This is a genomic window from Paenibacillus sp. VTT E-133291, assembly GCF_002264395.1.
Taxonomy (GTDB): domain Bacteria; phylum Bacillota; class Bacilli; order Paenibacillales; family Paenibacillaceae; genus Paenibacillus_AQ; species Paenibacillus_AQ nitricinens.
In genome coordinates this window covers 1-25,468 of the sequence record NZ_NFVA01000065.1, presented here as the reverse complement: position 1 = coordinate 25,468, position 25,468 = coordinate 1, and the positions used below count along the sequence as shown (strand labels likewise).

The following is a 25,468-nucleotide window of genomic DNA, read 5'->3' as shown; positions in this document are numbered from 1 at the left end:
AGCGTTTTCAATATTGAATCTGTGATTGGATTGATAGCAAGAACATCTTAAGGAGGGCGTTTATGAGAAAGACGATGAGTACGTTATTAGCGGTTACGCTGCTAGGTGTAGGGTTGGTTGGCTGTGGGAATAGCACGAATAAACCTGCTGCTTCAAATGATTCGAATGCAACAAAAGCTACAAGTACCGCGCAAGCCACAAGTACAACGAACGCTGAGAATACTTCTAAAGAGGATGCTAAGAAGGAATTTGATAACAAGGAACTGAGTATTGCTGTATTCCAAGGAGGATATGGCGCCGATTATTGGAATGAAATTGTCAGCAAATTCGAGAGTACTTATCCAGGGGTAAAAGTGAATATGACGATCAACCCTAAGGTTGGTGAAGTGATCAGACCACAGATTGTGGCCGGTAATCCTCCTGACTTCCTATCTGTTACGGACACAGAGCAAAGTGGGATTATGTTGTCCCTCATTAAAGAAAAAGGACTCCTAGATATCAGTGATGTATTCGAAAGCAAAGCATTAGATAAAGATGAGACGCTAAAGGATATGATTCTTCCAGGAATGCTGGACAGCACAAGATTTCAGCCGTATCAAGACGGGAAGATCTATCTGGCACCTTTTAACGCTGGACCGATGGGCTTGATTTACAACAAAACATTGTTCGCGGAAAAAGGCTGGAGTGTTCCTGAGACTTGGGATGAGTTCTTTGCTTTAGGCGATGAGCTGAAAAAAGAAGAGAACTTCTTGGTCAATGCAGATGGAACGAAAACGAAAAGAGCGTTGTTCACTTACCAAGGCATCTATCCGGACTATTTGGAAGAAATCCTGTATCCTGCCATTGCTAGTGCGGGTGGTAAAGAAACGTTAGATAAAGTATTTGCTTACGAGGAAGGATCATTTAAGAACGACACGATCAAAAAAGTATTGGATATTTTCTACAAAATATCTAAAGACGGATATCTGATGGATGGTACGGTTGCCCTGAATCATACCCAATCGCAGACCGATATGATGATGGGGAAAGCGTTGTTTATCGTAAACGGCAACTGGATGGAAAATGAAATGAAGGATTCGCCTAGAGAGAATGGCTTTGAATTTGGGATGACCACTGTGCCTGTATTTAATAAAGGGGATCAGAAGTACGTGCTTTCCAGCTATGAGCAATTCTCCATTCCAGCAAAAGCTAAAAATCCAGAGCTGGCTAAAGAATTCTTGAAGTTCCTGTATACGGATGAGTCCGTTAAATTATTCGCGGAAAAAGCTAATGGTGCGTATGCACTTAACGGTGCGAAGGAGCTGTCGAAGCCATACTTGACCAAAGGTGTATATGACATGTTTGAGGCTTATAATGGTTCCATTTCAATTCTGCAAGGCTGGCAATCCTTACCGAAGGGCTCCAAGGTTAGTGTAGTCACTGAAATGTTCAAAAATACGATGACGCCAGTCATGACAGGTCAAATGACCACTGACCAATGGATGGATAATGTTGAAAAAGCTTTTGCACAGATTCGTAAAGAGAAAGCAGCTAGTAAATAATTTATAGCATCTCATGCCAATGCATCCTGTTAAGAATGGATAAGGACATTTATGAACAGGATGCATTTTGCATGAAGAGGAGTGAGAAAGATGTCTGAGATGCAACTAACGGAAGTAGCTCCTAGAAACAGAAAAATAAAGACTAAGTCAACGAAAACTAAAAATCCGAAGCTATTCATAGCCGTATGTACCATTCCAGCGCTACTGTTGACTCTCGTATTTATGATCATTCCAACCTTTCGGGCATTCTTTATGTCTTTTACGGATGCAACCGGGATGAGTGATGAGAACAAGTTTATCTTTCTGGATAACTATAAATATATGTTCCAAGATGAGATGTTCCTAAAAGCGCTTAGTAATACGTTCAAGCTGATGCTGGTCGTGCCGGTGGTTACCTTAGCCTTTGGCTTAGTGCTTGCTTTTCTATTGACGCAGACGAAGCTGAAAGAGCGAGGCTTTTACCGGACGGTATTCTTTTTCCCCAGCATTATCTCTTTGACGGTAGTCGGGATCATATGGTCCTTTGTATTTCATCCGAACATGGGAATCTTGAACAATATTCTCTCAAGTATTGGGCTGGATCAACTGACTATGACTTGGCTTGGGGATAGCCGAACTGCATTATGGTGCGTAGCGGTCACTCTGATCTGGCAGGCGGTTGGTTACTATATGGTGATGTATATCGCTGCTATTGATGGGATTTCTGCGGATGTGTTCGAATCGGCGACCATTGATGGTGCGGGGTATTTCCGGAAGCTTATCAGCATTACGATCCCACTGTTAAAAGAAATCATTGGTATAACCTTCGTGCTGTCCCTGGCGGGTACGATCAATTTAAGCTTTATAGTTGTAACTATCATGACTGGCGGTGGGCCGGCAGGTGGTACTACTGTGTTACTCCATTACATGTACACGCAAGGTTTCCAAAATGCGAACTTTGGATATGCCATGGCGATCGCAATCTTTACGCTTGCTTTTGCCTTTGCCCTTTCTTTTCTGTCCAGACTACTTACAAATCGAGCAGAAGGGTAGGGGAGAAGGGTGAATAGTAATCAACAGAGTCTTATAAAAATGAACATTATCAATTGGATCACTCGGCTGTTTCTGATTGTGGCTACCATTGTTTTGTTATATCCGTTTGTATGGAATCTTTTAGCCTCATTTAAGAGCAACACGGAATTTTTAACCGATCCTTTTGCCTTTCCACAAGCCTTACACTTGGATAATTATGTACGTGCTTTTCAGAAATCCAAGATGGGAAGTTATTTCCTGAATTCTATCTTTCTAGTGGTGCTTTCAACTGCGATTCTAGTTATTTTTGTAGTCCCTATAGCTTATGTATTAACAAGATTTAAGTTTTGGGGTTCTAAAATGATTCTTAATATTTATATGGCCTGTATCTTTCTTCAAGCTTCTTATATTATGGTCCCTTTATTTATTCAAGTGAATTCTTTCGGGATGCTGGACAATCGCGGGATGCTCGGTTTGATCTATGCTGTCCTTCAGTTTCCCTTTGCGATCTTTGTGTTGAGCGGATTTCTACGATCTGTCCCTAGAGATTATGAGGAAGCCGCTAAGATTGACGGTTGCGGGAATACAGGGGTACTCGTCAGAATCATTGCGCCACTGGCTAAGCCAGGAATTGTAACGGTCTGTATGCTGGCAGCGATGGGCTTTTGGAATGAGTATCCACTGGCATTAGTTCTAATTCAGACGGATAGCAAAAAAACATTACCGGTGGGCTTAGCCAATCTGTTTGAGGTTCAAAGGTATGCTACAGATTGGAGCGCACTATTTGCCGCATTGATCTTGGTACTCATTCCAACGATTCTCCTATATGTGGTCGGACAAAAACAATTGCTCCAAGGCATAAGCGCTGGCGGAATTAAGGGCTGAACAACAAAGTCATGGAGGGAATTTGTGTGGATAAAGGAAGATTTACACTACCTGGTGAAACAGGAATGGAAGAGGTCATAGCTGATCTTGTAGAGAGATGGGGCGTAGATGCTGTACGTGACAGTGATGGCACGAGTCTATCGCAGGACATTCTTGATATGGGTCTGCAAATCTATTCAACGCTATGTCTGGTGCGTGAGGACAACGAGTGGGCAAAGCAGCATCCACAGTATAGACAGCAGATTTATCTGATGTCTGCACCATTTATTGTGACATCGAAGGTAAACACCATCGATATTATGGCAGATTTTTTTGCAGATCAATTTGTTCCTAACATAGATGTAGATATTAAAAAATATTGGCAGGTTGTAAACCGGACCACAGGAGAAATAGTACCTTCGGCACATTGGAGTTACGCAGAGGGGATCGTCACGCTTGAGCAGGCGGAACAGTTTCACAAATATACCGTCAGTTTCTTGGCCTATCAGATTTGGGAACCGGTCTCTATGTACAATCACATCACGAATAACTGGACGGAAGAGCATCGCTTACCACTGGATGTTCGTTATCCCGAGGCTCAAGAGCAGGTATTGAAGGTGCTGAAAGATTGGCTAGCAAAGCATCCGAAGACTGATATCGTTCGTTTTACTACCTTCTTTTATAATTTCGACTTGATTTTTAATAAGGAAGGTAAGGAGAAGCAAGTTAATTGGTTTGGCTATCTAAGCTGCGTAAGTCCATTAGCATTAGATCAGTTTGAACTAGCCTATGGATATCGTCTGACTGCGGAAGATTTTGTGGATCAGGGACGATATAACACACCGTTTAAGAATCCGACGCCAAGGTATTTGGACTGGATGGAATTTAATCAGAAATTCATTGCAGGTTATGCCAAACAATGTGTTGATATGGTGCATGATTTTGGTAAGAAAGCGATTATGTTCTTTGGGGATCATTGGGCAGGCACAGAGCCTTATGGTAAATATTTTTCCGAGATTGGGCTAGATGCGGTGGTTGGGGCTGCCGGAGATGGGGTTACGACCCGTATGATCGCGGATATTCCGATTAAGGATACTGAAGCCCGTTTCTATCCTTACTTTTTCCCAGATGTATTCTTTGAAGGTGGAGATCCTGTTGGGGAGTCCATGCCGATCTGGATAAAATGTCGCCGGGCACTTATGCGTAAATCGGTTGGAAGAATGGGGTATGGCGGATATCTAAGTCTGGCGTACCAATTCCCTAATTTCATTGATCATGTGACGGAGATCGCGGCTCAGTTTAAAGGCATTCATGCAAATGCTGAAGGGACTCAGCCATATAAAGCTTCGTTTAAAGTGGCGATTCTTAATACTTGGGGCTACATCCGTTCTTGGCAGACACATCAGGTGGCTCACTCTTTATGGAATCAAAGATGTTATTCCTACATAGGGGCACTGGAATCGCTCGCAGGACTGCCTTTCGACATTGAATTTATAAGCTTTGATGATATTCGGCAACACGGGATTGATCCTAGTATCGGTGTGATTATTAATGCGGGTGATGTTCATACTTCTTGGAGTGGTGACGATCACTGGAGCGACCCGAAAGTGGTGGCAACGCTTCGCGAATGGGTGCATCAAGGCGGCGGCTTTATTGGAATTGGTGATCCAACGGCTTATGAGCATCAAGGGGTTCTCTTTCAACTGGCAGGAATTTTAGGTGTTCAAAAGGAAATGGGTTTTACAGCAAGCGTTAATAAGCCTAAGGTAACGCCAGTAAAGGAGCATTTCATTACGGAAGATTTGGAAGGCGACATCGATTATGGTGAAGGGATGACCATGATCTATCAAGCAGAGACTGGCGCTGAAATATTGGATGTGCAGGACAAAAGCTGCAATCTTGCTGTGAATTCAGTCGGGGATGGTCGAGGCGTTTATATTGCAGGGCTGCCGTATAGTATCCAGAATACTAGATTATTGAGCCGGGCGATCTTTTGGGCTGCACATCAAGAGGATCAATTGTATTCTTGGTTCTCAGTGAATCCGAATGTAGAGTGTCATGCCTACCCTGAGACTGGGCGCTTTTGTGCAGTGAATAACACAGCGGAGACCCAGAAGACGACGATCCTGATGGAGAATGATATGAGACTGGAGCTGGAATTGAACGGAATGGAAAGTGTGTGGCTGGATATGAATTCTATGAGGGCATACATTTAAGGAGTCCGTCGTAGCTACGGAGAATATTTGGACTTCCGGCCGCTGTTGTCTCCAAATTTCCTGAATTGTACCGCTTCGATAGAGTAATTGGGGAATTTCTCCCTGAAAGTCCGGGATTTTTGGTCATTAGACTACTAATCAGGGAAAACCTCCCTAAAGTTTAGCTGATTCGATAGCAATTAAAGGAATCCCCCTTCTTCGATTTTTCAGGGAAGGGGGCTTTTGCTTTTTAAGGATAAGCATGAATCCATCAACCGCAATGTTTTTGGCGAGTTCTTCTTACTTGGATTGAGATGTTCTGGGGTTTCCGTATCTAGAGAATCCGGGACAACTTACGATACGCCCGCGGAGAAATCCCCTCATTCGCCGTGAACACCCTGCTGAAATAATGGATATCGGGATAACCGACCTGATCGCCCACCCGTTCAATCGGCCAATCCGTTTCCCGCAGCAGCTTACGCGCTTCCCTATGCCGGATCGAGCGGAGGTATTCCCCGGGGGGCATACCTGCGACCTCACGAAAGAGCTTGGCAAAGTGGTCCTCATGCATATTCATGGATGTGGCCATGGATTTATTGGTCCAGCGTTCTGCTAACCGCTCTTCTATCTCATCGATTAATGCTCTGAGCCGCTCGGTGTGAACCGAAGATTTAGCAGCATCCCGGGAGTTTTGCGTTCGAAGCAGCGAAGTCAGAATGCCGAGTAGTAGCCCTCTACAGACCCACTCATAGCCAGCAGGCCGCATGGTGAATTCATGAACGAGTTGTTCCATGGCATGAACACATTCGGGAGGCGGAGAGTAGATCGGTTCTTGTGACAATGGCATGAAAGGAGCGGTCACGGCTTCAAAGGCGAATTTATCATCCATTACCTCTTCCTCATTAACTACCATATCTTCCTCATGTGTAATAATGGATTCCCCAAAGAAATCAAAATGGATACCAATAAGCTTGGTATCAGAATCCGACAGGATCGCATTCTGATGATATACCCCAGCTGAGAGAAAGATTAGCTGCCCAGCGTTCAGTACGTATTCCACCGTATCCATCTTTGTTAATAATTTGCCCTGGCGAACATAGAGTAACTCGTAGTCATATAGCCTTCTTCTTGGAAAGGTGCAAGGAGGAAGGGTCTGCAATTGTGCATAGTGAATTCCGGGTGACCAATCACGAGAGGGCACCTGTTTTCTAAGTGGATAAGAGGGATCTTTGTCAGACATGGCACTGCCTCCTTGATGTTTAATAGAACATATCGGAATAATGCAAAAAGTCTCTTTTTTTCCTAAATAAATCGAACTTTGAATCTATTATAATATAAATAAATAAAGGATAGAAGTACATCTAAGTCTAGGGAGTCAAAAACGGAAAACAACAAATTTGAGGAGGGCTCAAATGAAAAAGGGAATAAACATCTGGTCGTTTCGCGAAGGAACAGAAATTAAAGAATGTGTACGTCTAGCCAAAGCTGCTGGATTTGAAGGGATCGAGCTGTCCTTGAACGAGTCAGGTGAGCTTGGTCTGCAAACCACTGAGAAGGAGGCGCGTATTCTTCGTGATTCCATTCATGAAACAGGTCTAGAGATCGCAGGATTGGCAACAGGGCTATATTGGTCTTATGCGATGACTAGTGAATCTGAAGCGAATCGAACCAAGGCAATCGACGTATGCAAAAAGCAACTGGAGCTGGCGGCTGCGCTTGGTGTAGATACGATTCTTGTCATCCCTGGCGCTGTTGGTGTGGATTTCATCGAGGGCTGTGAGGTTGTTGATTATGAAAAAGCTTATGATAGAGCACTGGAAGCGATTAGTCATTTAGCCAAGGATGCTGAGCAAGCGGGCGTTTCTATTGGTCTCGAAAATGTGTGGAATAAATTCTTGCTGTCTCCGCTTGAATTACGTACTTTTATTGATACGGTCGGTTCCAGTTATGTAGGTTCCTATCTTGATGTTGGGAATATCGTGCATTCCGGTTATCCAGAGCAATGGATACGGATTCTAGGCCATAGAATCAAGAAGGTGCATTTCAAGGATTACCGTCGGACGGCTGGTGGGCTTCACGGATTTGTTGATCTGCTCGCCGGGGATGTGGATTATCCAGCAGTTATGAAAGCGCTTGAAGATATTGGATACAACAATTATGTTACCGGTGAAATGATACCGTCATACACACATTATACGGAGCAAATTATTTTCAATACTTCTGCAGCTATGGATGCCATTCTCGGACGTACCACTTTCAAAGCTTTAGCGGGGGAGGCTTCACTATGTTAAGAATAGGTTTGATTGGTTTTGGATTTATGGGCCGGATGCATTTTGATAATTATGTTCGCTTAACGGAAGAGGGACATCCCATCGCCCTGAAAGCTATCTGTGATTTGCGAATTGAGGAATTAAAAGATGGTAAGGCGGACGGCAATATGAGTACCGCTCGGGAAGTGTATGATTTAACAGCTTACAGTCTCTATGATGATCTGGAGAAAATGATAGCGAATGAGGAACTGGATATGATCGATATTGCAGTTCCTACTTACCTGCATGCTGAAATGGCTTGTTCGCTGCTGGAACGAGGATATCATGTCTTTTGTGAGAAGCCGATGGCTAGAACTTCAGTAGAAGCGCAGAAAATGGTAGAAGCAGCGGAGCGCAGTGGAAAGAAATTGATGATCGGACAGTGCCTTCGTTTTTGGCCAGGGTATGAGTATTTGAAAGAAGTTGTGGAAACTGAGCAATTTGGTAAAGTGACGGAAGGGTATTTCTACCGTGGTTCAGGGGCTCCTAAAGATTGGTTTCTGGATGAGAAGCTAAGCGGTGGATGCATTGTGGATATGCATATTCACGATACGGATATGATTAACTATCTGTTCGGCAGACCGGATAAAGTATCGACCTTAGGACGGAACGTTCTGCCGGGAAGTGGCTATGACATAGCTTCTACACACTATTTTTATAAGGACGCAAAGGTGATCAATGCTCAGGTGGACTGGACGCTGGAGGGCGACTTTGGTTTCTACATGGGGTACAGGGTTAACTTCGAGCGAGGAAATGTTGTATTTGATGGTAGTGAAGTCAAGGTGAATCCTAATAATGGAGCAGGCTTTATGGTGGAGCTTTCGCCGGATGCGGGTTACTATAGAGAGCTGGTCTATTTCCTGAATGCGATTATTCAAGATAAGCCTATTGTCATTTGTACGCCGGAAAGTGCAGCCGAATCTTTGGAAATCATAGAGGCGGAAGTACAGTCAGCGAATGCCGAAGGGGAATGGATTATACTTAACTAGCAGGATATAGAGTAAGCATAGGCGTGACTGAAGGAAAGATCATTGTAGATGATTTCTCCAGTCACGTCTTTTTGGCATGCATTCTCGCCTAACCTTTATTGCGCTGGAATTTTGTATTGTCCCTAGCATAGTGTGATACAGAGCCGTCATATCTTCTTAGCCGTACTTGTTTATCGGAGAACTGTTCAACAATTCCTGAGGCTACCTCAGAATACATACCATCAGGATCAAGCTGCAGGGCAGTGATATAAGTTTGGGATAAAGCGGCTATAAAAAAATCAATGTTTTTATTAAGTGTATGTGGCATGGTATTCCCTCCGGTGATATCTTCAACATTATGAATATAAATAATCCTAAGGAACTATTTTACCACGATTTGCGGATGATTTTGAGGAGGAATTACTTGATTTGGGTCAAAAATATGCGAAATTTGGTCTGGTTTGAAAAGAAACCTGCGGACGGATATGATTTATGTAGTGAAAGGATGATCGCCAAATGACAGAACAGCTACAAAGAGCCAAGGAGTTATACACACAATTTCTGGGTCATTTTTTGGATATGCATAAGGCAGGTTTCCTTAAGGAATATAAGAGTTTTGAAATTCCTAGAGAACAAGAGATAGAATGGCTCAATGAAATGGCCTTGGCGTACGCCGGGCAGTTGTCGATCCGAGATTGGGATGCAATTAATGCACTAGACGCTTTATCGAGAAACTATCAAGACAGCTGGATTGTGGAGAGGGTATCTTCTTTTGCCTCGAGGAATATGATGAGTGCGGATAGCCTGGTTAGATTGATCTACACAGAGAAACTGGTTGGAATTATTGGCTCCCATAAACAAGTGATCTCAAAGGAGCTGTTATTTGGGGCCTGTAAAGTTGCTGTGCAAATCCTCGAAAATGTAATTTCACAGCCGATGGTCATTGACCCTGGACATGAGCTTAAGGAGCTTGGCCTTAAAGATAAGAGAGCTTTGAACAGTCGTGCAGAGCAAAGCTTAGAACAGGTGAAGGTGCTAATTAATTAACCGTTGGAGGGGAAATATGAGATTACTTGTAGCTCAACCCAATCATGAGCCCCATTTGGAGCAGCTTTTGAAGGAACTAAAAGAACCGGATTCTTTTGACGCGGTGTTGTATCCGGAAGGTTATGTTGCAGATGAAGCCAGTGTGAGGACCTTATGTGAACTAGCCAAAACGTATAACAAGCTGATTATTACAGGATATAGGAACAGTAATAATAAGGATAGAGCGCTAATCATTCATCCTTCCGGGGACATCATTTTGGAACGAGCCAAATCTCCGATGGATAAACAGCTGTATCACCCGTCTATAGTGGAAACGGATGGTCTCAGGTTTGGTTATTTGCTATGTGTGGAACTGCTGCAAGGATACGTTGGTTTGGAGGGGCAAGCAGAGTCGTTGGATTTCATCGCGCATCCGATTGGGGTAGGCATGTTCAGTGAAGAACAGTTTGCATTATGGATCGAGGAAGCCACTAGAATTGCCGTGAAATATAACACGATGATTATGGGGACAAGCCATGCGGACGGATCTTACCGAAATTGTGGCATCTCGATTCCCATCTCTTATTGGATTGACGCTACCGGAGAACCTATTTATATTTCGAGCAATGATACGAGAAGTCGCATTATTAATCTCAAGACAAGGCAGGTTGATATTCTTAATTTAGGGAGCGGCTGAAGTTGACATACTGTTGTCAAATTGGGTGTGCTACGATTCCATTACAGATTAAATCTGATGATCTATAGAAGAAAAAGAGGGATACACCATGGCTGAACCTTTAAAAGCGATGTACAATGAACAATTTCTGCATTATTTCGGCGAAAAGATTCGCAGTGTACATAGTGTATTTGACACAGATGCGTTTGTGATGTCGGCTATGACGGAACCTTGGGAATCACTCGAACTGAAGGCAAGGATGCGGCGGATTACAGAGACATTGGGAAATCATTTACAGCTTCCTTATGAGGATGCGCTGGCGATTTTGACAGCTATTACTGAGGATTGTGTGGGATTTCCATACTTGATCTTTCCGGATTTTGTAGAGGTATTTGGTCAAGGGGCTGAGCATTGGGAGCTATCTATGCAGGCGCTGGAAAGGTTCACACCAAAGTCGTCAGCAGAGTTTGCAGTTAGACCCTTTCTCTTGCGTGAACCGGAGCGGATGATGGCGCAAATGCTAGTATGGTCCAAACATCCCGATGAGCATGTGCGCCGGTTAGCAAGTGAGGGTTGTCGCCCTCGTCTGCCATGGGGACAGGCGCTCCCGATGTTTAAGCTTGATCCAGCCCCGGTGCTGCCTGTACTTGAGCAGCTTAAGGCGGATTCTTCCCTATATGTGCGCAAGAGCGTAGCCAACAATTTGAACGACATTGCGAAGGATCACCCCGAGGTGGTGCTTGAAACCGCTCGACGCTGGATAGGGACAAATGCCCTCACGGACTGGATTGTGCGGCATGGTTGTCGTTCTTTAATCCGTAAAGCGAATCCGGAGATTATGGCTTTATTCGGTTATGCAGAGCAAACAGATGAAGCAACACCCCTAATAACGAGTGCTTCTATCACGATTGATCCTACCCTATTGCGAATTGGAGAAGACTCTGAATTACAATACAAACTTCAAGTTTGTGAAGGAACTCCTGCCCGTGTTCGAATAGAATATGGCATCTATTTCGTGAAGGCTACAGGTCGAACCTCTCGTAAATCTTTCTTACTTTCGGATAAAACAGTACCTGGGGGTACAATTCTGTCAGGTAAACGGACGCATCGTTGGGCGAATTTAACCACTCGTCGTCATTATCCCGGGGAACATCGGATTGTATTGTTGGTTAACGGGCGGGAAGTTGCAGATACGTTGTTGAAACTTGAGGGGGGCAGTAAATGAAAAAAGAAGTATTGATTTTTATTTCTAATGGATATGCGGATTGGGAAGCTGGCTATATAAGTGCCGAACTAAACAAGCCAGAAAGTGAATACAAAGTGAAGACAGTTTCTTTAAATAGCGACAATGTACAATCTATGGGCGGATTTACTGTTATTCCAGATTATCATCTAGACAATATCCCCTCCCAGTTTGAAATGTTAATTTTAATTGGGGGTACGGGCTGGAAAGATAATTCAGCGATTACTCCAGTGATTGAAAGTTGTATACAGAATAGAACTCCTATAGCTGCTATATGCGATGCATCAACCTTTTTGGCAGAACATGGATATTTAGATAACATTCCTCACACTGGAAATTCATTAGATTACTTAAAAGAGTTCGCTCCTAATTATAAAGGACAGGCAAATTTTTTAGAAAAACAGACCGTTTCCAGTGACGATATCATTACTGCAAATGGTACGGCGGCATTGGAATTTACAAGGGAAATCTTGAAGAAGTTAAAGGTAATGCCATTAGAAAAAGTTGATGGATGGTATCACTTTTTTAAAAATGGATTTTATCAGGAATAATAAAAAAAATGCTCTCCAGTCTGATAGAACTGGAGAGCATTTTTTTGAAATATAAGAGGTGTAGCTGCTTCCGCTTGAGCGACAACCTTATTGTTTCACTTCTGTAACACCCGTAACTTTTCCTTGATCCGAGGTGTCGAAGGTGGATTGATACTTAGCATCTGTGAAGTAAACATTCCCTTCAACCGTTGCATTTACTAAGCTGAAGCCTTCCGCTTCTACGTACACATCACCAATAAATGTGCCGCCTTGAATACGGGCATTTTTACTTTTGATCGTAAGTTTTGGTGCTGTTAGTTTATAAGAGTTAGTGATATTGTGATCTGCATCTTGTGTGTAGAGAGCGATTTTTCGAGCAGGTTCATCTTTATTCGTGAATTGTCCGTCCAGCACGAGATCCTCGGTGAAGGTTAAGTCTTTCAGCGTAGCAGCAATCCAAGTACCGTCCGCACTGATAGCCTTTTTAAAGGCCTCTTCATTATCTACTACCGACGCTGAGGTTACAGCATCAGTGGTGTTATTAGTGTTGCCAGCGTTATTGGTGTTACCAGGTGTAGTAGTGGCGGTAGGGGTAACGTTGGCATTGTTATTGGTTGAGTTTCCGCATCCGACCAACAGCACAATTGCAAATACTGCGGCTACGCTTGCTATCTTTCTCATCTGTATAACCTCCCTGAGTAATTGTACTGATATCCTACGAGCTTAATATAGACTGATTAGTTAGTATTAATGTGGTGTAAGCACAAACGCTTACCGTCCTTGAGGGACGCTGAAGGTATTTCTGCTTGTGGACACAATAATATTTACCGATCATTCTACAAATGGTAATATAGGCCTGGACATCTCTGGCGTATAGTATGACCTGGAAAATATGAATTATTCGAAGAAATTCACGAAAAATAACATTCTGCTTTTGGTGAAGAAGCATTTTAGATTACAATAAGTTAAGGCGGAAAAGGAGCTATACCAATGGCTAAACAGAAATATTATGTAGTATGGGAAGGCAAGCAACCGGGAGTCTATAGCACTTGGGCAGAATGTCAGGCGCAGACGGATCATTATACCGGAGCTAAATATAAATCTTATGAATCTAAAGCGGCAGCAGATGCGGCTTACAAAGCAGGTTGGAAAGGCAATTGGGGAACTGGGGCATCGGCAACCAGTGCGGCTAAATCTAAGGGGACAAATTCTTTTAAACGAAGCGCTACAGTGGAGACTTCAGCGGAAATCGATTACGACAGTATTTCTGTGGATGTAGGTACGCGTGGCAATCCGGGTCCTGTCGAATACAAAGGCGTGGATACACAAACTGGAGATATTATTTTCTCTTGTGGGCCGATTAAAAAGGGCACTAATAATTTAGGTGAATTTTTAGCGATTGTGCATGCCTTGGCGCTCCTGAAGAAAGAGGGAAGTAATAGAACGGTCTACAGTGACTCTGTGAATGCAATGAAATGGGTAAAGCAGAAGAAGGTGGCTACAACCTTGCCACGCGATGCTTCAACAGAGGAAATATGGGTGCTTATTGATCGGGCAGAACGTTGGTTGCAAGCCAATACATATGACAATAAAGTGCTAAAGTGGCAGACCAAAGAGTGGGGCGAAATCAAAGCAGATTATGGTCGGAAATAGTTGCAGTAAGGCTCTGGGTTTCGGCTAGAGGAGGAGAATTGGGGATGTTTGGAAACGATTGGGATGAGGTATTACAGAATGAAATGCAAAAGCCCTATTTTCTGGAGCTAATGGCTAAGCTAGATAGTGAATATAAGGAACACACAGTCTATCCGCCAAAAGAATTATTGTTTACGGCGTTAAAGCTTACGCCTTATAGCGCGACACGGGTCGTTATTCTGGGACAGGATCCTTACCATGGAGCGGGACAAGCTCACGGTTTAAGCTTCTCAGTAAATCCGGGGGTGCGTATACCCCCTTCCCTGCGTAATATTTATACGGAGCTAAATGAGGATATCGGTGTTCCGATTCCAAATCATGGTTCTTTAATGGGATGGGCAGAACAGGGAGTGCTTATGCTCAACTCGGTACTAACGGTACGTGAGGGAGAGCCGAATTCTCATAAAGGTCTAGGCTGGGAGACATTCACAGACACCATAATGAAGAAGTTAAATGAAAGAACTACGCCGATGGTTTTTATTTTATGGGGAAGTCATTCGCAAAAAAAAGGCGCCTTCATAGACCAAAGTCGTCATGAGGTGATTCAATCTCCACACCCGAGCCCGCTTTCGTCGTATCGTGGATTTTTCGGTAGTCGACCTTTTTCGAAGGTTAATCAGTTTTTGGAGTCGAAGGGAATGAAAGGGATCGATTGGTTCATTTCGGACTTATAGCTAATGGGATGTTGGGAAGGGGGAGGGAGCTATGAAGCATTGGGTTGGTAAACCGGTTATCATGTACTGCGGCGACGAACCTTACACGATCATGAAAGGCATTCTGCGCAAATGGGATCTTTCCGCTTCTGTAGCGGTCATCGGTCATCAGGAAATTGCTGTGCCATTTCGGGATATTGTGGTCATCAAAGCTTTGGCTCCTAGAGAAAGAGCACTGCCTCCAGTCTTGCATTCTGTGGGTTATGTGATGAGGGAACGGCAGCAATTTGATAATGCAGTATATTTTAAATCGGCTGTAAGTGTCTGGAAAGAAGATCGGCTGATTGCTCTGAATACGACCATCATTTCGCATACCAAAGGTTCAGTTACACTTCAAGATGGACAGAACCTTATGAAAGGCAATCACATATTTGTAGTTCGTTCCTTACGAGGTTAATTTCAGTAATCCTATAAAGAAGCACAAAAAGGTACATCTCTAATCGGAGACGTACCTTTTTTTATTAATGGAACTTCATTCCGTCGTAAGTGCTATAGATTCTCATGCTTGAGAGGCTCAGCCTCTTCCTCTCGATCTGCAACAATAATCTCATACACTCGTAAAAAAATTATTTTGGCAATCATATAAACGGGCAGCGCAATAAGCACACCAATAATACCGTAAAAATCCCCACCTATAAGAACAAGAAGGACCGTAGTCAGTGGATGCACATCTAATGATTTGCCGTAAATGATCGGTGAGAGTACATTATCTTGGATTTGCTGTGCAATGAATATGACGACCAGCGACCATATGGCCATCGTGGGTGATTCAATGAATCCAACAATAACTACGGGGACTCCCGCAAGGAAAGAACCCACATAAGGAATGAAATTGAGCGGTATTGAAATGATTGCCAGCAATAGCGAATAAGGGAGACCTATGATAAGGAAACCGATATACAACATAATACCGAGTACGACGTTTAGCACCACGCGTGTGACAATGAAACTGCTCAGTGCGCTGTCGATATCCCCGAACATCTCTTTACCTTCCTTGCGGTATTTTCTAGGGATTAAGCCTTGAAGTTTTGGTGATAGCTTATAGTCATCTTTTAGCATGTAATACAGAATGATGGGCAAGGTAGCGATTAGAATAACAATGCTGGAAACTACGCCGATCAAATTAGACATCGAATTGGTCACCCAAGTAATAGCCTCGCTAAGATATTCTGATATACGGGCAGCTATGTCGGAGTCCCCTTGGAAAAAACGTGACAATGTCGGATTATCCTTTAATGCATTGAACTGATCCTGTAGTCCCTCAACGAGATAAGGAGTGTTATCAATAAAGTTCTGAATTTGTTCTTGCAGCGTCGGCCAGACTAAAATCCAGAAGAGGATAAACAATCCGGCAAACAGGAAATAAATGAGCAGGATGGAGAAGGCCCTGTTTAATTTTCTTTTCTCAAGAAGCCTTACTAAAGGTCGTAACAAGTAGTACATGAAACCTGATAGTACCATAGGAACGAGTAATAATCTGATAATGGCAGCCAGTGGTGCGAATAGAAACATTACTTTGGAGCCCAAGTACAAAATAAGTAAAAAAGCGATAATAGCAAGACTTGTCCGAAAATATTTCTGTTGTTGCAATAGGAACATCCCCCAAGTTTAAAATAATAATCTATGTAGTTTAATAACCCTAATTCACATGTATTGATTCAAAAATGTGGTTTACTCCCCTTTAGGTAGTTCTTGGCATATCCGTGGAGGGTGTTCATATGGCTAAGGCTACGCCAAGTAAGAGGTCACAACTCATAACCATAACATCATCATTTCGATTCTTGGGGGCTTCGTAGATTATCTTAACTTCCGTCTAGAAGGTTTCTTTGTGGATAGGGTGAATATTTCTGGCACTTCAATTTCGCCTCCGGTTTCCTTCGTAACTTGTCTCGCCTTGACGAGAGATAAAAAAGCAAAAAATTCCCCTAAAGTGGCCAGTGCGGCAGCAATGATTTCATAATCTTCAGCGCTTAATTCTGCATTTTCCTCACTGGTGCCGTTCCCGTTGTTATTTCCACTACTATTTCCGTTACGCTTAGTGTTGCTGTTACCGCCCATTTTTTTGTTGTTTCTTCCGTTGGCCATTTCTGATCACCCGCTTTTTCCTATATGTAGTATTAATATGTTTTAAACTCCAGTGATGAGATAGGCAATTGGTATGTAATTTTCTAATGGGCCTGTTTCACCTTGGACGTAGGATGAAATCATTCCATTTATTACATTTTCCCGAAGCATCATTTTTAATGTTAAAGCGCTTTACAGATGATGAAAACGCTGTTAAAATCATAAACGAGCACAAATGATCAATAACAGTCATATATAATCAAATAATGGTCATGAAATTCCAAAGATAAGCGCATTTAATAAATGGGACAGCACTGTAAATAAAAAGGAGCGAACCACGATGTTGTTTGAGGAAGAAAGAAAACAAAGAATCGTGCTATTTGTGGAAAAGAATTCAAGAGCTTCGGTACAGGAGCTAAGTCAGGAACTGGGCGTATCGGAGTCTACTGTGCGCCGTGACCTGAAAGAGCTTGAAGAAGCCAAGTTGCTGAAACGAACGCACGGGGGGGCAGTATCCCTGCAGAGCGTTAACTTTGAGGCGGCTTATCCAGATAAGGAAGATCGATTGTTGGATGAGAAGCAGAGGATAGCACGCAAGGCTGTAGAGATGATTCAGGAAGGCGATGCTATTCTGCTGGATGCTGGAACCACAACGCTACAGATTGCTAAAGAGCTAAGGGCTTTTTCTAATATAAAAGTCATTACCAATTCAATTATGGCGCTTAATGAACTGCGGGATTGTCGCAATATAGAAGTCTCAATTACAGGCGGAATGTTGCGACCGGATACATTGGCTTTTGTAGGACCGATGACTGAGCGCTCTTTAGAGATGGTAAGAGTGGATAAAACATTTCTTGCAACCAACGGATTAGACTTAAGAGAAGGAATCACTACACCTAATATGCTTGAAGCAGCGACCAAGCGTAAGATGATCTCGGTTGCAAAGCAAGTAATTCTTCTGGCTGATCATAGCAAGCTCGGTCAAGTATCCTTCTGTAAGGTTGCCGACGTGACGGAAATGGATCACTGCATTATTGATTCTGGTGCATCTGACAAGTTCATCCGTGAGATTACGCAAATGGGTGTGGATTTCTCGCTGGTATGACCCTAGGTGGAGGCTGTTCTACGGTTAGAAAATGTTTTAATTTGAGTGGTATGGAATCATTGTAAGATCGTTTGGAGAAATTACATTTGCCGCATGTTTAGCCGGTAATCTATGGCTTAGAAAACCAAAATAATTGAGGGATAATTATGATCTATACAGTAACGCTTAATCCTTCCATCGATTACATCGTGGAAGTTGAAGATTTGAGACTAGGTGGCTTGAACCGGATGAAACGTGATTTGAAGCTTCCTGGAGGTAAAGGGATCAACGTATCACGCGTGTTAAATCAGCTTGAGGTTCAGAATAAAGCTATAGGCTTCCTTGGTGGATTCACTGGACGATATATTGAGGAATGGTTGCGGAAAGAGTCGATTTCAAGTGATTTTGTATTTGTTTCTGATGATACCCGAATTAATATCAAGCTTAAGCATGGAGAGGAAACGGAGATTAATGGTGCAGGGCCTGTCATCCGAGATACGGAGGCAGAGGCATTATTACAGAAGATGGCTGTTCTGAATGCAGGCGATGTTGTGATATTGTCCGGAAGTGTTCCTCCTTCACTGGGTGCTGATTTCTATGACAGGTTGATATCTGTATGCAAGCAAAGAGAGGCCGAATTTGTCATTGATACTACAGGTTCAGCGCTGAAAAAGGCACTTCCTCATCAGCCGTTGCTCGTTAAGCCTAATCATCATGAGCTTGCAGAGCTATTCGGCGTTACGATAGAGAATAAGGAAGAAATTATTACTTATGGTCGTAAGCTGCTCGAAGCTGGCGCGAAGCATGTGTTAGTTTCAATGGCTAGTGAAGGTGCCTTGTTCATTACGGAACAGGGGGTATACCACGCCAATGCTCCAAAAGGAGCAGTAAAAAATTCTGTAGGCGCAGGCGATTCTATGATCGCTGGATTCGTTGGCACATTTTCTTTGACTGGAGATTTAATGGAAGCTTTCCGTGCAGGTGTTGCCTCAGGCAGCGCAACAGCTTTCTCTGATGACCTGGCAGATAGAGAATTCATTGAGCAACTGAGACCGCTGATCAACATCTCAGAAGTGTAAGCTAACAGCATTCAAAGTACTCAAGGGAGTTGGAAGAAATGAGAATTACGGATTTGATGATAAAAGAAACAATGATTATGGATTTAAAAGCAACCACTAAAGAAGGAGCAATTGATGAATTGATTGCCAGTCTTGCCGCAAGTGGTCGTATCAATGATCCTGTTCTATTTAAAGAGATGATCCTGAAGCGTGAAGAGCAGTCCAGTACTGGGATTGGTGGCGGTATCGCAATGCCACATGCCAAGACTAAAGCGGTGAATGAAGCGACAGTTGTGTTTGCCAAAAGTGCGACGGGCGTGGAATTCGAATCACTTGATGATGAACCGGCTCGGATCTTCTTTATGATTGCCGCCCCAGAAGGAGCGGGCAACATGCATCTTCGTACATTGGCCTCGCTGTCCAGACTGTTGATCGATAGTGAGTTCATTGAACAGCTGATGAATACCCGAACTCCAGATGAGGTATCCGCCTTGTTCGATGCGAAGCAGGCCGAAGGGGAAGCCAAGGAGAAAGAGAGCGAAGCTGCTGAAGCTGCCAAGAAGTCAGAACCTGAAAAGCTAATCGTCGGCAACCCAGATTCCCAAGCATTCGTCGTAGCTGTTACTGCTTGTCCTACTGGAATTGCGCATACCTTTATGGCTGAAGATGCGCTCAAGAAGAAGGCTCTGGAAATGGGAGTTAATATCCGTGTAGAGACAAATGGTTCAGAAGGTGCCAAAAACATCTTAACACCCGATGAGATTCGGCGTGCAAGTGGTGTAATTGTGGCAGCAGATAAACAAGTGGAAATGGCTCGTTTTGATGGCAAGCCAGTACTGCAAAGACCGGTTAGTGACGGTATTCGCAAATCGGAAGAGCTCATTCGCAAAGCAATGAACGGCGATGCACCGATTTACCATAATGAAGGTCGTAGTGGTAATGAAGGAGAGTCCAAAGAGAAATCAGGCAGTATCGGCAGTAAAATATACAAGGACTTGATGAATGGTATCTCCCACATGCTGCCGTTTGTAGTCGGCGGTGGTATTCTGCTGGCGATCTCCTTCCTGATTGAACAAGTTGGTGGAGAGAATCACCCTCTATTCCAGCTGCTGCAGACGATTGGTGGCGGTGATGGTGCCTTCCATTTCCTAATTCCGGTTCTTGCTGGATTTATTGCGATTAGTATCGGTGACCGTCCAGCTCTGATGCCAGGTATGGTTGGCGGTTATATGGCCTTGAATTCCAATGCTGGATTCCTCGGCGGTCTGGCTGCAGGTTTCTTGGCTGGTTACGTTGTTATCGGTCTGCGCAAAGTGTTTGCGGGTCTGCCAAAAACGCTCGACGGATTAAAGCCGATTCTGTTATATCCGGTATTTGGTCTATTAATTACCGGTGGATTGATGTATTACCTGTTCGATCCGATCTTTAGCTGGATGAACGTAGGGCTCATTAATTGGCTTAACGATCTTGGAACGGTTAATGCAGTAATTCTGGGTCTGGTTCTTGGTGGAATGATGGCTATTGATATGGGAGGTCCTTTCAATAAAGCGGCTTACACTTTTGCCATCGGGGTATTCACTACCAGTGGAAATACTAACGGATTTATGATGGCGGCTGTAATGGCAGGCGGTATGGTTCCTCCACTTGCAATAGCCCTTGCTACTACCTTCTTCAAGAATAAATTTACAGAATCAGAACGTAAATCAGGGTTAACAAACTATGTATTGGGCTTATCGTTCATTACAGAAGGGGCGATTCCATTCGCCGCTGCCGATCCACTGCGTGTTCTGACTTCTTGTATCTTAGGTTCAGCCGTAGCTGGTGGTCTCACTCAGTTTTGGAATATCAACGTTCCAGCACCGCATGGTGGGATCTTTGTAGCCGCGCTTTCGAGTCATGCGTTGTTGTTCCTACTGGCCGTTCTGATCGGATCTGTTATTTCCGGATTAATGCTCGGATTATGGAAGAAACCTCTTGAGGCAAAGTAATAAAATAAATAATTTGAACTGCTGGGTGCCAGACGCTTCTTCTGGTACTCGGCAGTTTTTTGAAATATAAGAATTTTTATGCATACGCTAAAAACTATTCTTCTATTTTTGCAGAAACGATCATCGTCCCTAAGAAGAAGCCGAAGGCGATTCTTCTTACCTAAACGTTGACCACGTATGCCCCCAGCCCTTGCGAGAATAATCTCCTTCATTGAGGTTTATTTTTGTATAATTGAAAATATATATATAACAAGAGGGCAAAGGAGCGAGCGAGATGATACTGCACAAGGGGGAAGTCTTGTTCCGTCAAGGGGACAGCTGCGAATTCTTATATAAGGTGAAAAGTGGGCTGTTCAAGGTAACAAGGCTTCATGAAAATGGGAACATGGTGTTGTTCAACATCTTGTATCCTGGTGAGATGGTTCCCCATCATTCACTCATTTCGCCAAAGGAGGCGCATGGAACAGCGGTTGCGATGATGAAGAGCGAGGTGGAGGCAGTTCCTTCAGCGGAATGGTATCAACAGGTACGGGATGAGCCAGGTCGAGCGATGGAAATCGCTATGTTGCTTCAAGAGAAGGTGCGTTTTATGCAGACTCGGCTAGATCACCTTACGGTTGGAACACCCGCAGAACGTATGGAACTGTTAACCCGCTGGTTCAATGACTACTCTCATGGCGCAGCACTAACAGAGCTTTTGACACAGGAGGAAATTGGACAATTGATCGGTGTGAGACGCGAAACAGTCAATCGTTTGTTGCGTACCGTGGAGTGATTCCTGCCTATTTTTATAGTGAAGTGTTTAGAGTAGTGGATCTCCGTGGTATAATGTATTCAGAACTTATTAAATTACAGAAAGGATCAGGATACCATGTGTCCCCGAAGGACGATTCCCCAAAGGACGATTTGGAAACGTTATGATCTGTCTTATACTTAGCTTCCCTGTAGAAGGTGCGTGAACCGTTGTTACTCGACGAACCGCCTCTGCGAGGGGAAGGAGTATATATATGCGAAGGAGCAATACCTCCGGTTTTACCCGTCGTAGAGGTTGGTGGGACGTTTAGCCGCCATATACGATAAGGGGAGACCTGTATGAGGAACCACAATTACGGAGTGAATGTACTGCTCCGGTTGACAGTCATTTTGTTTGGAACATTTTTGCTTGCATTTGCTTATTATCACATCAATTTTCAGAACCATTTGTCTGAGGGCGGATTCGTAGGATTATCGCTTCTCGGCAAATACGTATTAGGAATATCACCTTCAATTTCAACTCTGCTTCTAGACGTTCCAGTACTCTTGATTGCATGGATGTTCAAAGGGAAAACGTTCGTATGCAACACCTTTGTTTCTGTAGGAGCTTTTACAATCTTTTACGGACTCATGGAACGTTATTCCGGTTTGGTCATCAACTTGCAGGGCAACTTGGCATTAGCAGCCCTTTTATCTGGCGTACTGACAGGTTTAGGCGCGGGAATTATTCTGCGAAGCGGCGGCGCAAGTGGTGGAGATGATATTTTGTCGCTGCTGATCAGTGAATGGAAGGGAATTAAAGTAGGTACAGTATTCATCATGTTGGATGTAATCGTTCTGGCATTATCACTCTTTTATATGCCTGTTAGAGAAACGATGTATACGGTGATGGCGGTAGTCGTCGCAGGTTATGTGATCACCTTTACAACCTCTTTAGGTAAACCAAAGTTAGTGAAGGCGCCAAAGATTCAGTCTACGCTGCGTAAACCGCATGATGGTACGGTAATGTGAATAAGACTGTATAAACAGCTTATTTCGGGGATATACTATATATAAGGTCAGCCAGAATTTCTGGTTGACTTTTTTTTGTTGAATAAGTGATCTCAGGGGCGTTGCTTGGACGTTTCGCTCATAACAAAGGTGGCGCATTGGATTAATCCTGTGCGCCACCTTTTTGTTAACTTAAGACTCTCTTATGCTTGTCTTTAAATCGTGAAGAGACATTTGCGACCACTTGTCCCTCTTATTTAGCCCACTGCATTCGTGATAGCTTCGCATTCGTCCGAGCAATGTCCACTATGCTCATTTTCACAGTCCTCACAGCAAATATGCTGTAGATGGCAAGCATCGTTGGCGCAGTTGATGAATTTGTCAGCGGGCTGACCGCAGTGATGGCAACGACCAACAACGATATCATCATCGGTATGATTAATCTGTACGGAGATCCGCTCATCGAAGACATAACATTTTCCATCGAACAGTTGTCCCTGTACCTCAGGGTCTTTACCGTAAGTCACAATCCCACCATCCAGCTGGTACACCTGCTGGAAGCCTTCTTTCATCATAAACCCGCTTAATTTCTCGCAGCGGATTCCGCCTGTACAGTAGGTCAGGATTGGTTTATCTTTTAGCTCGCTCATATTCTCACGAATCCAGTCCGGGAATTCTTTGAAGCTGTCAACTTCAGGGCGGATGGAACCGCGGAAATGACCCAGATCGAATTCATAGCCGGTACGGCCATCCAGAATTACCACATCATCTCGCTGCATCATTTCATAGAAATCTTTAGGCGCCAGATGCTCTCCGGTGATCACGTTGGGGTCCAGTTCATCCTCGACCCGGAACGTCACGAGTTCCTTTTTATAACGAACGAAGATCTTTTTGAAGGCATGACCATCTGCCTCATCGATCTTGAAGACGATATCGCTGAACATCGGATTTGCGCGCAAATCCTTCATGTATTGCTCGGTTTGGGCAATCGTTCCAGACAGTGTCCCGTTAATGCCTTCATCTGAGATGAGAATTCGTCCCTTTACGTCAAGCTCTTTGCAGTAAGCCAAATGCTCCTGAGCGAATTGTTCTGCATCCGGCACTTTTACAAATTTATAGTATAGCAGAATTGCATATTCCGATTGTGGTTTCATTCTTTTCACCTTTATCATTAGAATTAGACTACTAAATAAACGTTTAAGTATAAAAAGTATTGTAACATATTATCAAGCATTGACAAGAGAAACTCTTGATTCAGTAATGGTTAAAACTTGGATATTAATAAGAAAAACAGCGCAATGAATATGTCAGAATCATCATGCATATGGAGACTATTCTGCGAAATGGCGGCGCGAGTGGAGGAGACGATATTTTGTCGCTGCTGATCAGTGGATGTGGGAGTCAAAGAAGGTACTGTATTCATCATGTTGGATGCAGTCGTTTTGGTGTGATCACTCTTTTATATGCCTGTTAAAGAAACAATTTATGCGGTGATGGCAGATGGTGTAAATTGTATTTTTCGGGGATGCTACGATTAAGGTCAGCCAGAATTTTGGTTTACATTTTGCTGGATATAGGCGAATAACATGGGTTGTTATGATTGGCGAAACCGTGAATCACAACGCGTGTATTAATTTTCATTCGAAGAGTCACTTGGTGACATTAATAATAAGGAGGGACTGCGGGATGAGTGCTCACGAGATTGATTTTGTCATTATGGGCTAGGAAATTCAGTGTGTGGAGGTGCAGCTTGACCCCGGAGAGAGTGTAATTGCCGAAGCTGGAAGCTTCATGATGATGGATCAGGAAATTACGATGGAGACGATTTTTGGTGATGGTAGTGGGGGGACGCGCGGAAGCGGACTGATGGGTAAGCTGATGGGTGCCGGTAAGCGTCTGCTGACTGGGGAAAGCCTGTTCATGACCGTCTTTACACACAGTGGTTCTTATGGACGAAAAAGTGTCACCTTTGCTGCTCCATATCCAGGCGAAATCATCCCGCTTGATCTTCAGCAATACGCCGGAAAAGTGATCTGTCAAAAGGACTCATTCCTCTGTGCGGCGAAGGGCGTCTCGATCGGTATTGAATTTCAGCGCAAGCTGTGCACTGGATTTTTTGGAGGTGAGCTTTATTATGCAAAAGCTGGAAGGCGACGGTCTTGCATTCGTACACTCTGGCGGCTACGTTATGGAACGCACACTTGAACCGGGAGAGACGCTCAAGCTGGACACTGGCTGTCTTGTCGCTATGACGTCATCAGTGGATTATAATATTGAGTTTGTAAATGGTGTCAAAACCGCGCTATTCGGCGGTGAGGGCCTGTTCTTCGCCACACTGCGCGGACCTGGCAAGGTATGGGTGCAGTCACTGCCGTTCAGCCGTATGGCTGAACGTATTTTGTCTGCTGCCGGTAACAGCGGACGCAAAGAAGAAGGCAGCGTACTTCGTGGACTGGGCAATCTGGATGGCAGATAAGGTTGTGAGTGATAGTAGAGTGCAGAAATGCCCCGGATTTGAGTGAAATGGCCTTGCTGAGGCGAAAGAGAGGCATAAATGCTCTCGATTTCTGGGAAATGGCCTAAATGGGGCGAAAGAAGGGCAAAAATGCTCTCGATTTGAGTGAAATGGCCCAAATGGAGCGAAATAGGGGCAAAAATGCCCTAGATTTCTGGGAAATGGCCTAAATGGAGCGAAAGAAGGGCAAAAATGCTTTCGATTTGCACGGATCGCGCGAATCCAGCCAAATGAACGGTATAAATCCC

24 protein-coding genes and 1 pseudogene are annotated in these 25,468 nt (G+C 43.8%); 19 read left to right on the top strand and 6 right to left on the bottom strand.

Features of this window, described 5'->3' with window-relative positions; genetic code table 11:
- The first annotated feature begins 62 nt into the window (after positions 1 to 62).
- The 4 genes from CA598_RS22265 to gnpA all read left to right on the top strand — a co-directional run bounded on the left by CA598_RS22265 (position 63) and on the right by gnpA (position 5,632).
- A complete protein-coding gene (locus tag CA598_RS22265) occupies positions 63 to 1,541 on the top strand; it encodes a carbohydrate ABC transporter substrate-binding protein (protein WP_094872856.1) in 1,479 nt (492 codons plus the stop codon).
- 90 nt (positions 1,542 to 1,631) lie between these two features.
- A complete protein-coding gene (locus CA598_RS22260) occupies positions 1,632 to 2,573 on the top strand; it encodes a carbohydrate ABC transporter permease (protein ID WP_218832619.1) in 942 nt (313 codons plus the stop codon).
- 9 nt (positions 2,574 to 2,582) lie between these two features.
- Positions 2,583 to 3,437, top strand: coding sequence for a carbohydrate ABC transporter permease (locus CA598_RS22255; protein WP_256989959.1), 855 nt, complete (start codon positions 2,583 to 2,585; stop codon positions 3,435 to 3,437).
- A gap of 26 nt (positions 3,438 to 3,463) precedes the next feature.
- Positions 3,464 to 5,632 (top strand): 1,3-beta-galactosyl-N-acetylhexosamine phosphorylase, encoded by a 2,169-nt coding sequence (gene gnpA, locus CA598_RS22250; protein WP_218832618.1) that lies wholly within the window; start codon positions 3,464 to 3,466, stop codon positions 5,630 to 5,632.
- Between the two features lie 313 nt (positions 5,633 to 5,945).
- Here gnpA and CA598_RS22245 read toward each other — a convergent pair whose 3' ends face one another.
- On the bottom strand, positions 5,946 to 6,851 hold the full coding sequence (locus CA598_RS22245) for an AraC family transcriptional regulator (protein ID WP_094877926.1): 906 nt from the start codon (positions 6,849 to 6,851) through the stop codon (positions 5,946 to 5,948).
- Positions 6,852 to 7,023: 172 nt separating this feature from the next.
- On the opposite strand from CA598_RS22245, the gene CA598_RS22240 reads away from it, so the two are divergent.
- Positions 7,024 to 7,902, top strand: coding sequence for a sugar phosphate isomerase/epimerase family protein (locus tag CA598_RS22240; protein WP_094877925.1), 879 nt, complete (start codon positions 7,024 to 7,026; stop codon positions 7,900 to 7,902).
- Positions 7,896 to 8,909 (top strand): Gfo/Idh/MocA family protein, encoded by a 1,014-nt coding sequence (locus CA598_RS22235; protein ID WP_094877924.1) that lies wholly within the window; start codon positions 7,896 to 7,898, stop codon positions 8,907 to 8,909. Before CA598_RS22240 ends, CA598_RS22235 begins: the two co-directional genes overlap by 7 nt.
- Before the next feature lie 88 nt (positions 8,910 to 8,997).
- Here CA598_RS22235 and CA598_RS22230 read toward each other — a convergent pair whose 3' ends face one another.
- The gene (locus CA598_RS22230) at positions 8,998 to 9,216 is read right to left on the bottom strand and encodes a hypothetical protein (RefSeq protein ID WP_094872846.1); all 219 of its coding nucleotides are present in this window, start codon (positions 9,214 to 9,216) and stop codon (positions 8,998 to 9,000) included.
- A 188-nt stretch (positions 9,217 to 9,404) separates the two neighbouring features.
- Between CA598_RS22230 and CA598_RS22225 the strand changes: the two genes are divergently transcribed.
- From CA598_RS22225 to CA598_RS22210, 4 genes are all read left to right on the top strand, one after another.
- Entirely contained in the window at positions 9,405 to 9,935 is a 531-nt protein-coding gene (locus tag CA598_RS22225; protein ID WP_094872844.1) for a hypothetical protein, read from the top strand.
- Between the two features lie 16 nt (positions 9,936 to 9,951).
- Entirely contained in the window at positions 9,952 to 10,611 is a 660-nt protein-coding gene (locus CA598_RS22220; protein ID WP_094877923.1) for a hypothetical protein, read from the top strand.
- 88 nt (positions 10,612 to 10,699) lie between these two features.
- The gene (locus CA598_RS22215; protein WP_094877922.1) at positions 10,700 to 11,815 is read left to right on the top strand and encodes a DNA alkylation repair protein; all 1,116 of its coding nucleotides are present in this window, start codon (positions 10,700 to 10,702) and stop codon (positions 11,813 to 11,815) included.
- On the top strand, positions 11,812 to 12,384 hold the full coding sequence (locus CA598_RS22210; protein WP_094877921.1) for a type 1 glutamine amidotransferase family protein: 573 nt from the start codon (positions 11,812 to 11,814) through the stop codon (positions 12,382 to 12,384). Before CA598_RS22215 ends, CA598_RS22210 begins: the two co-directional genes overlap by 4 nt.
- A gap of 87 nt (positions 12,385 to 12,471) precedes the next feature.
- Here the strand turns inward: CA598_RS22210 and CA598_RS22205 are convergent, their stop codons facing one another.
- On the bottom strand, positions 12,472 to 13,044 hold the full coding sequence (locus tag CA598_RS22205; protein ID WP_094872837.1) for a hypothetical protein: 573 nt from the start codon (positions 13,042 to 13,044) through the stop codon (positions 12,472 to 12,474).
- Between the two features lie 309 nt (positions 13,045 to 13,353).
- On the opposite strand from CA598_RS22205, the gene rnhA reads away from it, so the two are divergent.
- The 3 genes from rnhA to CA598_RS22190 are packed head-to-tail and all read left to right on the top strand — an operon-like array spanning position 13,354 to position 15,165.
- Positions 13,354 to 14,016, top strand: coding sequence for a ribonuclease H (rnhA, locus tag CA598_RS22200; RefSeq protein WP_094877920.1), 663 nt, complete (start codon positions 13,354 to 13,356; stop codon positions 14,014 to 14,016).
- Positions 14,017 to 14,060: 44 nt separating this feature from the next.
- Positions 14,061 to 14,729: a uracil-DNA glycosylase gene (gene ung, locus CA598_RS22195; RefSeq protein WP_094872834.1), complete on the top strand. Its 669-nt coding sequence runs from the start codon at positions 14,061 to 14,063 to the stop codon at positions 14,727 to 14,729.
- A 31-nt stretch (positions 14,730 to 14,760) separates the two neighbouring features.
- Positions 14,761 to 15,165: a hypothetical protein gene (locus tag CA598_RS22190; RefSeq protein ID WP_042190609.1), complete on the top strand. Its 405-nt coding sequence runs from the start codon at positions 14,761 to 14,763 to the stop codon at positions 15,163 to 15,165.
- A gap of 92 nt (positions 15,166 to 15,257) precedes the next feature.
- Here CA598_RS22190 and CA598_RS22185 read toward each other — a convergent pair whose 3' ends face one another.
- Both CA598_RS22185 and CA598_RS22180 read right to left on the bottom strand, forming a co-directional pair.
- Positions 15,258 to 16,367, bottom strand: a complete 1,110-nt coding sequence (locus CA598_RS22185; protein ID WP_094872833.1) for an AI-2E family transporter — start codon at positions 16,365 to 16,367, stop codon at positions 15,258 to 15,260.
- 198 nt (positions 16,368 to 16,565) lie between these two features.
- Positions 16,566 to 16,853 carry a hypothetical protein gene (locus CA598_RS22180; protein WP_094872831.1) on the bottom strand — a complete coding sequence of 96 codons (288 nt, stop codon included), beginning with the start codon at positions 16,851 to 16,853 and terminating at the stop codon, positions 16,566 to 16,568.
- A 256-nt stretch (positions 16,854 to 17,109) separates the two neighbouring features.
- Here CA598_RS22180 and CA598_RS22175 point away from each other — a divergent pair, with 256 nt between their 5' ends.
- The 5 genes from CA598_RS22175 to CA598_RS22155 all read left to right on the top strand — a co-directional run bounded on the left by CA598_RS22175 (position 17,110) and on the right by CA598_RS22155 (position 22,726).
- Positions 17,110 to 17,937 carry a DeoR/GlpR family DNA-binding transcription regulator gene (locus CA598_RS22175; RefSeq protein WP_341109460.1) on the top strand — a complete coding sequence of 276 codons (828 nt, stop codon included), beginning with the start codon at positions 17,110 to 17,112 and terminating at the stop codon, positions 17,935 to 17,937.
- 146 nt (positions 17,938 to 18,083) lie between these two features.
- The gene (pfkB, locus tag CA598_RS22170) at positions 18,084 to 18,995 is read left to right on the top strand and encodes a 1-phosphofructokinase (RefSeq protein WP_094877919.1); all 912 of its coding nucleotides are present in this window, start codon (positions 18,084 to 18,086) and stop codon (positions 18,993 to 18,995) included.
- Between the two features lie 38 nt (positions 18,996 to 19,033).
- The gene (locus CA598_RS22165) at positions 19,034 to 20,962 is read left to right on the top strand and encodes a PTS fructose transporter subunit IIABC (RefSeq protein ID WP_094872826.1); all 1,929 of its coding nucleotides are present in this window, start codon (positions 19,034 to 19,036) and stop codon (positions 20,960 to 20,962) included.
- 274 nt (positions 20,963 to 21,236) lie between these two features.
- The gene (locus CA598_RS22160; RefSeq protein WP_094872824.1) at positions 21,237 to 21,737 is read left to right on the top strand and encodes a Crp/Fnr family transcriptional regulator; all 501 of its coding nucleotides are present in this window, start codon (positions 21,237 to 21,239) and stop codon (positions 21,735 to 21,737) included.
- Positions 21,738 to 22,054: 317 nt separating this feature from the next.
- The gene (locus CA598_RS22155) at positions 22,055 to 22,726 is read left to right on the top strand and encodes a YitT family protein (RefSeq protein ID WP_094872822.1); all 672 of its coding nucleotides are present in this window, start codon (positions 22,055 to 22,057) and stop codon (positions 22,724 to 22,726) included.
- A gap of 236 nt (positions 22,727 to 22,962) precedes the next feature.
- Here the strand turns inward: CA598_RS22155 and trhO are convergent, their stop codons facing one another.
- Positions 22,963 to 23,859 carry an oxygen-dependent tRNA uridine(34) hydroxylase TrhO gene (gene trhO, locus CA598_RS22150; RefSeq protein ID WP_094877918.1) on the bottom strand — a complete coding sequence of 299 codons (897 nt, stop codon included), beginning with the start codon at positions 23,857 to 23,859 and terminating at the stop codon, positions 22,963 to 22,965.
- A 574-nt stretch (positions 23,860 to 24,433) separates the two neighbouring features.
- On the opposite strand from trhO, the pseudogene CA598_RS22145 reads away from it, so the two are divergent.
- Positions 24,434 to 25,181, top strand: a pseudogene (locus CA598_RS22145) (TIGR00266 family protein).
- Positions 25,182 to 25,468: the final 287 nt, after the last annotated feature.

Coding starts and splice junctions, on each gene's coding strand:
- CA598_RS22225 (WP_094872844.1), top strand. CDS start 9,405: ATGACAGAACAGCTACAAAGAGCCAAGGAGTTATACACACAATTTCTG.
- CA598_RS22210 (WP_094877921.1), top strand. CDS start 11,812: ATGAAAAAAGAAGTATTGATTTTTATTTCTAATGGATATGCGGATTGG.
- ung (WP_094872834.1), top strand. CDS start 14,061: ATGTTTGGAAACGATTGGGATGAGGTATTACAGAATGAAATGCAAAAG.
- CA598_RS22260 (WP_218832619.1), top strand. CDS start 1,632: ATGTCTGAGATGCAACTAACGGAAGTAGCTCCTAGAAACAGAAAAATA.
- CA598_RS22190 (WP_042190609.1), top strand. CDS start 14,761: ATGAAGCATTGGGTTGGTAAACCGGTTATCATGTACTGCGGCGACGAA.
- CA598_RS22230 (WP_094872846.1), bottom strand. CDS start 9,216: ATGCCACATACACTTAATAAAAACATTGATTTTTTTATAGCCGCTTTA.
- CA598_RS22235 (WP_094877924.1), top strand. CDS start 7,896: ATGTTAAGAATAGGTTTGATTGGTTTTGGATTTATGGGCCGGATGCAT.
- trhO (WP_094877918.1), bottom strand. CDS start 23,859: ATGAAACCACAATCGGAATATGCAATTCTGCTATACTATAAATTTGTA.
- CA598_RS22240 (WP_094877925.1), top strand. CDS start 7,024: ATGAAAAAGGGAATAAACATCTGGTCGTTTCGCGAAGGAACAGAAATT.
- CA598_RS22165 (WP_094872826.1), top strand. CDS start 19,034: ATGAGAATTACGGATTTGATGATAAAAGAAACAATGATTATGGATTTA.
- CA598_RS22220 (WP_094877923.1), top strand. CDS start 9,952: ATGAGATTACTTGTAGCTCAACCCAATCATGAGCCCCATTTGGAGCAG.
- CA598_RS22155 (WP_094872822.1), top strand. CDS start 22,055: ATGAGGAACCACAATTACGGAGTGAATGTACTGCTCCGGTTGACAGTC.
- CA598_RS22185 (WP_094872833.1), bottom strand. CDS start 16,367: ATGTTCCTATTGCAACAACAGAAATATTTTCGGACAAGTCTTGCTATT.
- CA598_RS22180 (WP_094872831.1), bottom strand. CDS start 16,853: ATGGCCAACGGAAGAAACAACAAAAAAATGGGCGGTAACAGCAACACT.
- CA598_RS22160 (WP_094872824.1), top strand. CDS start 21,237: ATGATACTGCACAAGGGGGAAGTCTTGTTCCGTCAAGGGGACAGCTGC.
- pfkB (WP_094877919.1), top strand. CDS start 18,084: ATGATCTATACAGTAACGCTTAATCCTTCCATCGATTACATCGTGGAA.
- CA598_RS22205 (WP_094872837.1), bottom strand. CDS start 13,044: ATGAGAAAGATAGCAAGCGTAGCCGCAGTATTTGCAATTGTGCTGTTG.
- CA598_RS22265 (WP_094872856.1), top strand. CDS start 63: ATGAGAAAGACGATGAGTACGTTATTAGCGGTTACGCTGCTAGGTGTA.
- CA598_RS22245 (WP_094877926.1), bottom strand. CDS start 6,851: ATGTCTGACAAAGATCCCTCTTATCCACTTAGAAAACAGGTGCCCTCT.
- CA598_RS22215 (WP_094877922.1), top strand. CDS start 10,700: ATGGCTGAACCTTTAAAAGCGATGTACAATGAACAATTTCTGCATTAT.
- rnhA (WP_094877920.1), top strand. CDS start 13,354: ATGGCTAAACAGAAATATTATGTAGTATGGGAAGGCAAGCAACCGGGA.